At 71.2% G+C, this 12,133-nt stretch carries 11 protein-coding genes; 2 read left to right on the top strand and 9 right to left on the bottom strand.

Going from position 1 to position 12,133, the window contains the following annotated elements; genetic code table 11:
• Positions 1 to 20: 20 nt before the first annotated feature.
• The 3 genes from ACFPLC_RS13850 to ACFPLC_RS13840 are packed head-to-tail and all read right to left on the bottom strand — an operon-like array spanning position 21 to position 3,798.
• Complete coding sequence (locus tag ACFPLC_RS13850) at positions 21 to 1,328, bottom strand: amidohydrolase family protein (RefSeq protein WP_378191727.1); 1,308 nt, start codon at positions 1,326 to 1,328, stop codon at positions 21 to 23.
• 23 nt (positions 1,329 to 1,351) lie between these two features.
• Positions 1,352 to 2,002 (bottom strand): response regulator, encoded by a 651-nt coding sequence (locus tag ACFPLC_RS13845; protein WP_191313514.1) that lies wholly within the window; start codon positions 2,000 to 2,002, stop codon positions 1,352 to 1,354.
• Positions 1,999 to 3,798 carry a sensor histidine kinase gene (locus tag ACFPLC_RS13840; protein ID WP_378191724.1) on the bottom strand — a complete coding sequence of 600 codons (1,800 nt, stop codon included), beginning with the start codon at positions 3,796 to 3,798 and terminating at the stop codon, positions 1,999 to 2,001. The genes ACFPLC_RS13845 and ACFPLC_RS13840 overlap by 4 nt, the downstream gene beginning before the upstream one ends.
• A 190-nt stretch (positions 3,799 to 3,988) precedes the next feature.
• Between ACFPLC_RS13840 and ACFPLC_RS13835 the strand changes: the two genes are divergently transcribed.
• Together ACFPLC_RS13835 and ACFPLC_RS13830 are read left to right on the top strand one after the other, a co-directional pair.
• Positions 3,989 to 4,690, top strand: a complete 702-nt coding sequence (locus ACFPLC_RS13835; protein WP_378191722.1) for an ABC transporter ATP-binding protein — start codon at positions 3,989 to 3,991, stop codon at positions 4,688 to 4,690.
• On the top strand, positions 4,687 to 6,936 hold the full coding sequence (locus ACFPLC_RS13830; protein ID WP_378191720.1) for an FtsX-like permease family protein: 2,250 nt from the start codon (positions 4,687 to 4,689) through the stop codon (positions 6,934 to 6,936). Before ACFPLC_RS13835 ends, ACFPLC_RS13830 begins: the two co-directional genes overlap by 4 nt.
• 92 nt (positions 6,937 to 7,028) lie before the next feature.
• Here ACFPLC_RS13830 and trmB read toward each other — a convergent pair whose 3' ends face one another.
• The 6 genes from trmB to ACFPLC_RS13800 form a co-directional block, all read right to left on the bottom strand.
• Positions 7,029 to 7,664, bottom strand: a complete 636-nt coding sequence (gene trmB / locus ACFPLC_RS13825; protein ID WP_378191945.1) for a tRNA (guanosine(46)-N7)-methyltransferase TrmB — start codon at positions 7,662 to 7,664, stop codon at positions 7,029 to 7,031.
• Positions 7,665 to 7,739: 75 nt separating this feature from the next.
• Entirely contained in the window at positions 7,740 to 8,309 is a 570-nt protein-coding gene (locus ACFPLC_RS13820) for a hypothetical protein (protein ID WP_229902884.1), read from the bottom strand.
• Positions 8,310 to 8,468: 159 nt separating this feature from the next.
• Complete coding sequence (locus ACFPLC_RS13815; protein WP_378191717.1) at positions 8,469 to 9,224, bottom strand: hypothetical protein; 756 nt, start codon at positions 9,222 to 9,224, stop codon at positions 8,469 to 8,471.
• Entirely contained in the window at positions 9,221 to 10,153 is a 933-nt protein-coding gene (locus ACFPLC_RS13810) for an ABC transporter ATP-binding protein (RefSeq protein WP_378191715.1), read from the bottom strand. The genes ACFPLC_RS13815 and ACFPLC_RS13810 overlap by 4 nt, the downstream gene beginning before the upstream one ends.
• Before the next feature lie 105 nt (positions 10,154 to 10,258).
• On the bottom strand, positions 10,259 to 11,011 hold the full coding sequence (locus ACFPLC_RS13805) for an ABC transporter permease (protein ID WP_378191713.1): 753 nt from the start codon (positions 11,009 to 11,011) through the stop codon (positions 10,259 to 10,261).
• Between the two features lie 17 nt (positions 11,012 to 11,028).
• Positions 11,029 to 11,967, bottom strand: coding sequence for an ABC transporter ATP-binding protein (locus ACFPLC_RS13800; RefSeq protein ID WP_378191711.1), 939 nt, complete (start codon positions 11,965 to 11,967; stop codon positions 11,029 to 11,031).
• Positions 11,968 to 12,133: the final 166 nt, after the last annotated feature.

Genomic DNA, 12,133 nt, shown 5'->3' with positions numbered 1-12,133 from the left:
GGATCAAATCCAGCGCTGGATCAAGCCCGCAGCCGGGCCGCCGTCTCGGCCACGCCGGCCTGCACCTTCGCCCGGTCCACCTTCACCGACTCCCCATCCGCCACCACCTGCTCCCCCGCGACCCACACGTCCCGAACCCGCCGCGACCCCGCCGCCCACACCAGGTTCGACAGCAACTGCACGTCCGGCACGTCCAGCCCACAAGCGAACGCCGGATCGTCCAGATCGATGTGCACCAGATCAGCCCACCGACCCGGCTCCAGCGCCCCGATGTCCGACCGCCCCAAAGCCGCAGCCCCACCCCGGGTCGCCAGCAGGAACACGTCCGCCGCCGTGATCACCGTCGAATCACCCGTGGCCAACCGGGCGAACATCGCCGCGAGCTGGAGCTCTTCCCACAGGTCGATGTCGTCGTTGGACGCCGGGCCGTCGGTGCCCAGACCCACCGCGACCCCCGCGGCACGCAGGTCCGCGATCCGCGCGATCCCCGAAGCCAGCTTCGCGTTCGAGCCCGGGCAGTGCGCCATGCCGACGCCGTAAGAAGCGAACAGCGCGATGTCCGCATCCGACAAGTGGATCGAATGCGCCGCCAGCACCCGGCCGTCCAGCATGCCCAGCTCCTTCAACAGAGCCGGCACCGATCCGTGCGCCTCACGCACCGCCGTGTCCTCCGTGGCCGCCTCCGCCACGTGGATCTGCACCAGCGCGCCCCGCGACAACGCCGATTCCGCCGTCGCGCGCAACCCTTCCGCGGACAACATGTACGCCGAGTGCGGGCCGTAGCCCAGCTCGATGCGGTCGCCGTGGCCGAAGCGGAGGCCGTCCGTGTCGATCCAGCGGTCGATCGATGCCAGCTGCGCCTTCCAGTCCAGGCCCGGCAGCTCCATCACCGGGGGCGCGACCAGCACGCGGCCGCCCGTCGTGAGGACCGCGTCGACCAGCTGCTCGCCTTCGAAGTACATCTCGGCGCTGGTCGTGACGCCGTGGCGGAGCATCTCGACCGAACCGAGCAGCATGCCCGTGCGGACGTCCTCCGGGCGCAGCTTGGCCTCGGCAGGCCAGATGATCTCGTTGAGCCACGGCAGCAGCGGCAGGTCGCCGCCCATGCCGCGCAGCAGCGTCATCGGGCTGTGCGCGTGCGTGTTGACCAGGCCGGGCAGGAGGATGCCGGTCAGGGTGGTGACCGGTGCGGCGGACTCGGGGGCGGTGGCCGCCGGTCCGCAGTACGAAATGCGCCCGTCGGCGTCGACATCGACGACCGCGTCACGAAGAAGGGAACAGGACGGGTCGGCGGGGAGAACGACAGGGGCGTGGAAACGGCGTTGCATCTCTGGATACTACGCACCCAAAACTACGACACCACTCCGCTCCGCCACGCCCACGCCGCGCTCTCCACCCGGTTCCGCGCGCCGATCTTGCTCTGCACCGAAGCCAGGTGCGTCTTCACCGTCGACAGCGACATGAACAGCTCCGCGCCGATCTCGGTGTTCGTCAGCCCGCGCGCGACCGCCTTCAGCACGTCCAGCTCGCGCGGGGTCAGCGGCTCGGACGGCGACGCGGCCTGCGGCTTCACCGCGCCGCCGTTGAAGTGCTTGAGCAGCCGCACGGTGATCTGCGGCGAGACCAGCGCGTCACCGCGGTCGGCCGCGCGGACCGCTTCGATCAGCAGCGCCGGGCCCGCGTCCTTCAGCAGGAAGCCGGACGCGCCGTTGCGCAGCGCCGTGTGCACGTACTCGTCGAGGTCGAACGTCGTGACGACGACCACCTTCAGCGGGTCGGCCACGTCCGGCCCGGCCAGCTGCCGGGTGACCTCGAGGCCGTCGAGGCCGGGCATGCGGATGTCGAGCAGGCAGACGTCCGGGCGCAGTTCGCGGGCCTTCGAGACCGCCGAGACGCCGTCCGCGACGTCGGCGACGACCTCGATGTCGTCCTGCGCGTCCAGGATCATGCGGAAGCCCATCCGCACCATCTCCTGGTCGTCGGCGATCAGTACCCGGATCACTCGTCCCCTTCCGTGTCTTCTCCGGCCGCCAGCGGCAGCCAAGCTTCGACCCGCCAGCCGCCGTCCGGGTCCCGCCCGGCCGACAACCGGCCCTTGAGCAGCGCGACGCGTTCGCGCATGCCGACCAGACCGTAGCCGCCCGACCCGCCGGCCGGCCGGTGCGCCGTCTCGCGCCCGTTGTCCGTCACCCGGAGGTGCAGCTGGTCACCCACGACTTCGGCGACGACGAAGGCCTCGGTCGCGCCCGAGGCGTGCTTGCCGACGTTGGTCAGCGACTCCTGTACCAGCCGCAGCGCCGAGCGGCCGACCTCGTGCGGCAGGTCCGGCGGCAGGTCCAGGTGCATCGACGTCGGTACGCCGTGATTCGCGCTTTCGACCAGTTTCCGCAGGTCGGCGCCCAGGTCGGTGGTGGCCTGCTCGCTGAATTCGCTCATTCCGGCCGGGGCGTCGCCGCGCATCGAGCGGACCAGCCGCCGCATCGCCGCGAGCGCCTCGACGCCGGCGTTCTCGATCCGGGCCATCGCCTCGACCGCGATCTCGGGCTTCTTCTCGGCCATCATCCGCGCGGCCTGGGCCTGCACCACGATCCCGGTGACGTGGTGGGCGACGACGTCGTGCAGCTCCCGGGCCAGCGCCATCCGCTCGGCGGTCTGCGCGTCGCTCACCGCCGTCTGCACGGCCTGGGTGCGCTGGGCGTCCCGCGAGCGCAGCATCAGGCCGACGGCGATCGCGATGCCCAGCATCAGCGTCGCGGCGAAGGCGAGCACCGACAGGACCTGCGGATCGGTCTGCAGGCCCTCGTGCCCGCTCGAGTTGAGGATCGCCCCGAGCGCGACGACGCTGGCGAGCACCGCGACCCGCGCCCAGGACTGGCTCAGCCCGCGGGCGCGGGTCAGGTTCACCACCACGCCCATCCCGGCGACGATCTGGGTGGCCGGGATGCCGCCCGGCACCGGGTAGTCGTAGGACCGCAGCTGCAGGAACGGCGTGATGACCGCGGACAGCAGCACGATCCCGGCCAGGCCGAGCAGCGCGTCCGCGGGCCGCCGCGGGGACAGCACCGCGATCACGGCCGCGGCGATCGAGCAGAACAGGATCGGGAAGCCGCGGACGGTGTTCGAATACGTGTAGCCGAACTCGAACAGCAGCGCGAAGCCGAGCACGCCCATCAGCGGCCACTGCCCCATCGCCAGCTCGTTCACCCGGTGTAGCCGCCGCGTCCGCGGATCGGCGCGGGGGCTGCGGTCGCGGGCCGCGATGGCCGGCACCAGCGGGCCGGCGAGCAGCAGCAACCCGAACAACAGGGCTTGCGTGCCGGTGCCGCCGTCGATGTCGGCGACGCTCGAGTACCGGCCGAAGACGGCGATGAGGCCCGCGACGACCAGGAAGCCGACCACGCAGAACGCCACGCCCGCCCGGGCCCGGCGGGCCACGTAGTAGACCATCAGCACCCCGGCCACGACCTCGGTGATCGTCACCTTCGGCAGCACACTGGAGTACGGCGGGATGTGGAACGCGTGGATGAAGAGGGTGGAGAAAATCAGCACCCCGCCACCCGTCACGCCGGCGACCGCGGCCCGCTTCTGCGCCCAGACGCCACAGGCGGCCATCGCCAGGATGCCCGGCAGCAGGCCGAAGTCGACCAGGCGCGGCCCGTGGTCGTCGAGCGCCGCCTGCGTGGTGAACAGGACGTCGAACACCAGCGCCGCGTAGAGCACGACCGAGGGCACGCCGATGCGCCGCACCAAGGCGGTGGCGCGGGTGGAAAGGGTTTTCGGCGGAGGCGCGGCGGGCACAGCGTGACGTTACGTGATTCCCCGGGACCCGCACCTTGGCCGACTGGCCCGCTCTCCCTCGGCCGATCGGCCGAGGCGGACCGGGGCGGCGGTGGCCGTCTGCCCGAAGTGGACACCGGGTGGTTTCGGCGAGGCTCGTCGGCATCAAGATCCGAACCGACTGTGACATCGAACCGCAGGGGAGAACCTCGTGCACCCGAACACGCCACACGCGACGAACGGCCCGGTGCTCTCCGGCCGCGGGCTGGTGAAGCGCTACGGCACCCAGTACGCCCTGGCCGGCATCGACATCGACATCCAGCCGCGGGACGCCGTCGCCATCGTCGGGCCGTCCGGCTCGGGCAAGACGTCGCTGCTGCACGTGCTGGCCGGCATCCTCCGGGCCGACGACGGGCAGATCTTCCTGGGCGGGCAGCGGATCGACCACCTCGGCGAGAAGAAGCGCAGCGAACTGCGCCGCACCGAGTTCGGGTTCGTCTTCCAGTCGGGGATGCTGGTGGCCGAGCTGTCGGCCGAAGAGAACGTCGCCCTGCCGTCGCTGCTGGCCGGGCTCGGGCGCAAGGAGGCCATCGAGGCCGGCCGCGGCTGGCTGTCCCGGCTCGGCCTGGCGGGTAAGGAAAAGCGCCGCCCCGGTGAGCTGTCCGGCGGCGAGGCCCAGCGCGTCGCGATCGCGCGGGCGCTGACCCACCGGCCGAAGGTCATCTTCGCCGACGAGCCGACCGGCGCGCTCGACACGCGCACCGGCCGCGAGACGATGGACGCCCTGCTCGGCGCCGCGCACGAGACCGGCGCCGCGGTGATCGTCGTGACGCACGACCGCGAACTGGCCGAGTCGATGCCCAAGACCGTCGCCATCCGCGACGGCCTGATCGCGACGAGGCTGGCGGCGTGAACTCCCTCCAGATCGCCCTGCGGGTGCTGAAGGTCGATCGGCGGACCCGGACGTCGGCGATCCTCACCGCGATCGGGGTGGCCGTCGCGACCGGGCTGGTGCTGCTGCTGGCGACGCTGCCGTTCGCCACCCAGAACCGCGAACAGCGTGCCCTCTGGCAGGGCGAGCAGTTCTACAGCCACGGGTCCGACGGCCCGGTCAACCTGCTCTTCAACGCGTCGAAGGACTACTTCGACGGCAAGCAGATCATCCGCGTCGACGTGGCGCTGGCGCCCGGGGCGACGCCCGGGTCGATCCAGCTGCCGCCGGGCGTGCCGCAGCTGCCCGGCCCGGGCGAGACCGTCGTGTCGCCCGCGCTCGGCCGGCTCCTGCAGGCCAACCCGGCCGACCGGCTCGGCGACCGGTTCGGCAGGCCCGTCGGCGCGCTCGGCGAAGACGGCCTCCGGTTCCCGGAGCAGCTCGTCGCCCTCACCGGGCACGCGCCGGACGCGATGCCGGAGAACTCCTCACAGGTACCGGGCTTCCCGAGCGGGAAGGCGAGCCCGGACCCGCTGCTCATGCTGCTGTCCTGGGTCGGGATCATCGTGCTGCTGGTGCCGAGCCTGGTGCTGGTCGCGTCCTCGGCGCGGCTGACCGCGGCCCGGCGGGAACGGCGGCTCGCCGCGATCCGGCTGGCCGGGGCGACGCCGGGGCAGGTCACGAACATGGTGGCCGCCGAGACGACGTTGTCCGCGGGCATCGGCGCGGTGCTCGGGCTGCTGATCAGCCCGGCGCTGCACGGTCTCGCGTCGTTCGTGCCGTGGGCCGGCGGCACCTGGCTGGCGTCCGACTTCGCGCTGCCGGTCGGCCTGACGGTGTCCATCGTCGTGGCCATCCCGGTGCTCGTGGTCCTGGCCGGTGTCCTCGGCCTGCGCCGCGTGCTGAAGAACCCGCTGTTCGCCACCGGTGGTCACACGAAGAAACCGCTGCACTGGTGGCGGCTGCTGGCGCTGCCCGCGGCCGGAGCGTTCTTCCTCGTCGCGGTGACGACGGCGAAGGACTACGGCGGCATCGGGCTCGTCATGGCTGGGCTGTTCTTCCTGGTCGGCTCGGCCGCGATCGTCGGGCCGTGGGTGACGTCGGCGGTCGGCGGCACGTTCGTCCGGATCTGGCGGCGCCCGTCCGCGCTGCTCGCCGGCCGCCGTCTGCGTGACGATCCGAAGGGCGCCTACCGCGCGTCCGCCGGGATCGTGCTGGCGGTGTTCGCCGGGTCGATGGCGCTGACGCTGCTGCCGACGTTCGAATCGATGGCCGGCGGCGGGCGGTCCTACGTCGACTCCGTGCTTTACGTCGACAGCGACGGCCGGCACGCGGGCACGATCGTCGACCAGGCCAACGCCGCCCTGCAGAAGTACGGCCAGAACGAGAAGGCCGTCGCGGTCGGCGAGGTCTACCTGGTGAAGGGCCAGGCCCCCAACCGGTACGGCCACCGCGCGCTGGTGATGACCTGCGCCGACGCCGTCAAGCTGACCCGCTACGGGCTCACGCCGGAGAACTGCGCGGGCGGCCCGGGCGTTTTCGGTGACTCGGCGGTCGACCTGGCCGAGTACAAGTTCGCCGCGAGCTGGGAGGGACCGGCGGTGGCCGCGAAGTCGGGGACGCGGGTGGAAGCCGTCCATCCCCGTGACGCGGACCTGTCGGAAACGCTGATCGTCGATCCGGCCGCGCTGCCGGACGGCCTCACGCCGACGGACTACACCGTCGTCGCGCCGACCACCGACGCGAACCGCGAGATCGTCCGGACGGCACTGGCCGGACCGGCGGCCGGCGCGGAGGTCGGCAGCCGCGACCAGTACCTGTTCAACCAGCAGACCGAGCTCGGCGACCTGCGCCGGGTGACCGTGATCGGGCTGATCGCGGCGGGGATCCTGGCCGGGTGCAGTGCCGCGGTCGCGACCGCGGGCTCGGTGATGGACCGGCGGCGCACCTTCGGGGCGCTGATGGCCGCGGGCACGCCGGTGCGGGTGCTGGCGAGGGCGTTGCGGATGGAAGCCGCGCTGCCGGCACTGGTCGCCACCATCGGCGCGGGAATCGTCGGCGTACTGGTCGGCGTTGGGCTCTACAGCATGGTCGACGCGCGGGGCATCGTGCTCAGCCCGTGGCTGCTGGCGCCGGTCGTGCTCGGGGTCGGGGTGGCCCTGCTCGGCGCGTCGGTCTGCACGCCCGCGCTCAAGCGGGTCCAGGCCGAGCCGCTGGCCGACGAATAGGTGTGTTCGCCCCTCTGTCGGGGGAGGGGCGAACACCGGGGGTACAGAGGGAGGTCGTGAGTGCGTAACAGTGTTAGAACACTGTTACGCACTCACGACCGCTTTTCGAAGATGAGGTCGTGCGAGACGCGGCCTTCGACGTCGGCGCGCTGCTCGAACTTGGTCACCGGCCGCCACTCCGGCCGCGGCGCCCAGCCGTCGTACCGGTTCCGCAGGGCCGGTTCCGCGGAGCAGACTTCGAGCATCTGCTCGGCGTAGTTCTCCCAGTCGGTCGCCATGTGGAAGGTGCCGCCCGGCGCGAGCCGCGACGCCACGAGGGCGGCGAACGACGGCGACACGATCCGCCGCTTGTGGTGCTTCTTCTTCGGCCACGGGTCCGGGAAGAACAGCCGCACGCCGTGCAGCGTGTCCGGCTCGACGTGCTCGGTCAGCAGGACGACGGCGTCACCGTGCAGCAGCCGCAGGTTCTCGACGCCCAGCTTTTCGGCACGCAGCATCAGCTGGCCGAGGCCCGGGTCGTAGACCTCGGCCGCGACGTAGTTCAGCTCCGGCGCCGCGGCGGCCAGCTGCGACGTCGTCTCGCCCATGCCGGAGCCGATCTCCAGCATCACCGGCGCCTCGCGGCCGAACCACTCGGTGAAGTCCAGCGGCCCCTCGGGCAGCTCGCTCACCGTGCGGCCCAGCCGCGGCCAGTGGTCGTCCCACGCCCGCTGCTGCCCGACGGTCATCCGGCCACCGCGCTTGACGTAACTGACCACGCTGCGCAGCCGACGTCCGCCTTCCTCGTTTTGCACCCGCCGAGGTTAACGAACGGCTTCGATGACCCCGAGACGCGACCGCAGTCCGGCGAGCCCGGCGATCGGGATCGGGTCCGGCGTCGGCCCGGTGTGCGCCGGCAGGACGTCGATCCAGCCCTCGTGCCGGTCGGTGTTCATCACCGTGGTCGGAATCGCGTGTCCCGATTTCCCGCGTTCGGACGGCATGAACTCCCAGTAGCCGGATTCGCCGTCCGCGGCCCACGGGACGAATTCCCACCCCGGGCGCCTGCCGAGCAGTTGCGCGATCCGGTCCTCGACGCGGAAACCCTGTTCCCGGGAATCGAGCTTGCCGTCCGCCATCGCGCGCAGCCACCACGGCGCGGGGATCGGCCCGGCCATCCCGGCCGAAGCGCGGAACAGGGCCAGGACGCTGTCTTCGGGCGCGCGGTGCACCCACGCCCGGCGGAGTTCGGACGGCGTCGCGGCCGTCATGGCGGCCTGCGGGAGTTCGATCGCCCGCGACCATTCGAGGTCCAGCATGGGTTCGAGCCGGGGAGCGTCGCCTTCGACGCGGGCTCGGGGAATCGTGCCACCCAATTCTTGCCCGGTGTCCACCGTCAAGATTCACCTCCAGGGGGAGTTCAGACGGGTCCGGTGCTCTCACTTATGAATTTTGCCTGGTCGTAGCAGTATGTCCGGTGCCTGTGAGAGAAGCCACAGTTGTTTCACCTTTTGTTAACAAGGTTTCGTGCGGTATTGAGACGGCGGTCACGCTCAGGCGTCGCGTCGTGCCGTCACGAGCACCCCGGCCGCCAGCAGGGCGACGGTGATCGCCGCGAAGTAACCCAAGTAGCCCCACGGGCCGAGCGGCGCGGGCGCCAGCCCCAGCGGTCCCGCGGCGAACCCGCCCGCCCCGACGAACTCGTCGGCGGCGTGGAACGGCATCCACTGGTAGACGTGCTTGCCGATGCCCGGGATGAAGACCAAGAGCCCTTCGAGCACCTGGGTCCACACGATGACCACCGTCAGCGCGAAGGCGACGCTGCGCAGCAGGAGCGCCACGCCGACCCCCGCCACCGCGGTGAACAGGAAGACCAGGCTCTGGCCGAGCACCGCGCGCCAGTCCGCGGCGGTGTGCAGCGCGAAGTCGGCGTCCGGCTGCACCAGTGCGGCCATCGCCCACGAACCGAAGCCGATGACCAGGCCGAGCGCCGCGCCCACCGCGCCGACGACCGCGACCTTGGCCAGCAGCGCGGGCACCCGGCTCGGCACCGCCTGGAACGTCAGCCGCATGGTGCCCCAGTTGAACTCCGACGCCGTCGCGAGCACCGCGAGGACGAGCAGCACGGTCCGGCCGTTGCCGCTCACGAGCTGGCTGTTGCCGACGGTCGGCGGGAGTTCCGGGCCGGCCAGTGCGAAGAACAGCGCGGTCAGCGCGATCGGCGCGACGATCGCGATGGTCAGGCACCACACCGGCGCGCGGGTGCTGAAGAGCTTGATGCGCTCGGCGCGCAGGAGGTTGGTGATCATCGGGCGGCCTCCGAAGACGGCACAGACGGCACGGACGGCACCGCGAACTCGACGGCGTCGCGGGTGAGGTCGAGGTAGGCCTGCTCGAGCGAGCCGGTGATCGGGCTCAGCTCGTGCAGCGTCGCGCCGGCGTCGAAGGCGAGCTGCCCGATCCGGTCACTGTCCAATCCGGACACCACGAAGGCGCCGTCGGCTTCGGTGAACTCGGCCTGCCCGGTCAGTGCGGCGCGCAGCTGCTCGGCGTGCGGGGTGCGGACGCGGACGCCGTGTTCACTCGTCTGTGCGATGAAGTCGTCCATGGTGCCCTGGTAGATCAGCCGGCCGCGGCCGATCACCACGAGGTCCTGCGCGGTTTGCGCCATTTCCGGTAGCAGGTGGCTGGACACGAACACGGTCCGGCCTTCGGCGGCCAGCGCGTGCAGCAGCTGCCGGATCCACGCCATGCCCTCGGGGTCGAGGCCGTTCACCGGCTCGTCGAACAGCAGCACCCGCGGGTCGCCGAGCAGCGCGGCGGCGATCCCGAGGCGCTGCTGCATGCCGAGCGAGTACTGCAGGACGCGCGTTTTGCCGACGCTGGTCAGCCCGACCAGCGCGAGCACCTCTTCGACGCGCTTGTCCGGGATGCCGTTGGTCGCGGCCAGCCAGCGCAGGTGGTCGCGCCCGCTGCGGCCGGGGTGACGCCAGGTGGCGTCCAGCATCGCCCCGACCGTCCTCAGTGGATCTTTCAGTTCGCGGTACGGGACGCCGTCGACGAGCACCCGGCCCGCGTCGGGGCGGTCGAGGCCGAGGATCAGCCGCATCGTCGTGGACTTGCCGGCGCCGTTCGGGCCGAGGAAGCCGGTGACGCGCCCCGACCGGGCGGTGAACGTCAGTTCGCTGACCGCGGTGGTGGCGCCGTACCGCTTGGTCAGTGCTGTCGCTTCGATCATGAGCTCCCCGTCCGTCCAGGCGAGCCTACTGCGAAACACCGGATCCGGGTCGCCCCCCGACAGCGCGACCCGGATCCGGTGTTTCCCCTTTTCCCCTGTTACCCCCTAGGCGTCCCGCTTCTTCGCGACCCCGAGCGCGACGAGCAGGAACACGATGGCGATGCCGGCGAAGTACGCCAGCGCCCAGCCGGGGCTCAGCGGCGAGTCCGACGGCGGCGGGCCGTCGCCCCCGGCGGCGGAGCCGCGCAGGAACTTGCTCGCCACGTTGAACGGCAGCCACTCGTGGATGTGGTGCCCGATCTTCGGGATGAGCTGCACCAGCTCTTCGACGGCCAAGTAGTAGATGAGCAGAAGGGCGATCGCGCCGGCGCTGTGCCGGATGAGGATTCCGACCGCGACGGCGAGCACGGCGGCGACCGCGAACACCGGTCCGAGGCCGGCGACGTTCAGCCAGTCCTGCGTGGTGTGCAGGCCGATGCCGTCGTTCGGCCGCATCAGCATGCTGAGGCCGAGGGCGCCGAACGCGGCGATCTCCCCGATGACCAGCGCCATCAGCGCGACGACGATCGCCTTGGCGACCAGCGCCGGCGAGCGGTGCGGCACCGCCTGGAAGGTCGTCCGGATCGTGTTGAAGCGGTATTCGGTGGTCACCGCGAGCGCGGCGAGCACCATGACGACGGCGATGCCGAACTGGGAACCGCCGAACTGGGTGGCGGCCACGGTGACCGGCTCGTCGGCGGGCGACGCGCCGGAGAAGATGGCGGCGAACCCGACGGCCAGTGCCAGGGTGATGAGCGCGCACCACCAGGGCGAGCGGGTGCTGAACAGTTTGATGCGTTCGACCGCGAGCAGGTTCATGATCTTGGTTTCCCCGGTTACTTGGCGGACTCGAGCACGTGCTGCGCCTCGGCGTCGAGGCCGGTGTGGTACTCGACGGAGTCGCCGGTGATCTGCATGAAGGCCTGCTCGAGCGAGCCGGTCTGCGGGCTCAGCTCGTGCAGCACGATCCGGTTGGCGGCGGCGATCTCGCCGATCTTGTCGCTGTCCATCCCGGACACCACGAGCGCGCCGGCCTCGGCGGCGACCCCGGCGCTGGCGCGCTGCAGGGCGTCCTGGAGCTCGGCCAGCTGCGGAGAGCGCACCTTCACCGTGTTCTCGGCCGCGCGGGAGACGAAGTCCTGGGTGGACGACTGCGAAATCAGCTGCCCGCGGCCGATCACCACGAGGTTGCTCGCGGTCAGCGCCATCTCCGAAAGCAGGTGGCTCGACACGAAAACGGTGCGGCCTTCGTCGGCCAGCCGGTGCATGAACTTCCGGATCCAGAGGATGCCCTCGGGGTCGAGGCCGTTCACCGGCTCGTCGAACAGCAGCACCTCGGGGTCGCCGAGCAGGGCGGCCGCGATGCCGAGGCGCTGCGACATGCCGAGCGAGAACCCGCCGGCGCGCTTGTTCGCGACGCTGGTCAGGCCGACCGTCTCGAGGACTTCGTCGACGCGGCTCGCCGGGATGCGGTTGGACTTCGCCATCCAGAGCAGGTGGGCGCGCGCCGAACGGTTCGGGTGCACCCACTTCGCGTCGAGCAGCGCGCCGACGGTGCGCAGCGGCTCCTTGAGGTCGTGGTACTTCTTGCCCCCGATGGTGACCTGGCCGCCCGTCGGGTTGTCCAGGCCCAGGATCATCCGCATGGTGGTGGACTTGCCGGCTCCGTTCGGACCGAGGAAGCCGGTGACCTGTCCCGCGGACACGGAGAACGACAGGTTGTTCACCGCCAGCGTCTTTCCGTACCGTTTCGTGAGGCCCGTTGCCTCGATCATGGCTGCTCCTCTTCCGCCCCTCGCTTACGACGCGTTCATCGTCGCGGGTCCGGGGACGGTTGCGCGTCACCCTGAAGGCCGAACCGCTCCCCCTACCTGAGTAGTACCTTGCTGGCTCTTCGGCCGATGCGCGATCCGTGATGACCCTGAGTCGACCCTGAGAACG

It is taken from the genome of Amycolatopsis plumensis (assembly GCF_042652605.1).
GTDB classification, from domain to species: domain Bacteria; phylum Actinomycetota; class Actinomycetes; order Mycobacteriales; family Pseudonocardiaceae; genus Amycolatopsis; species Amycolatopsis plumensis.
The sequence above is the reverse complement of the archived record's forward strand: the minus strand, read 5'-3'. Positions and strand labels throughout refer to the sequence as shown.

Coding starts and splice junctions, on each gene's coding strand:
- ACFPLC_RS13810 (WP_378191715.1), bottom strand. CDS start 10,153: ATGATCGAAGCGACAGCACTGACCAAGCGGTACGGCGCCACCACCGCG.
- ACFPLC_RS13805 (WP_378191713.1), bottom strand. CDS start 11,011: ATGAACCTGCTCGCGGTCGAACGCATCAAACTGTTCAGCACCCGCTCG.
- ACFPLC_RS13800 (WP_378191711.1), bottom strand. CDS start 11,967: ATGATCGAGGCAACGGGCCTCACGAAACGGTACGGAAAGACGCTGGCG.
- trmB (WP_378191945.1), bottom strand. CDS start 7,664: ATGACCGTCGGGCAGCAGCGGGCGTGGGACGACCACTGGCCGCGGCTG.
- ACFPLC_RS13850 (WP_378191727.1), bottom strand. CDS start 1,328: ATGCAACGCCGTTTCCACGCCCCTGTCGTTCTCCCCGCCGACCCGTCC.
- ACFPLC_RS13815 (WP_378191717.1), bottom strand. CDS start 9,224: ATGATCACCAACCTCCTGCGCGCCGAGCGCATCAAGCTCTTCAGCACC.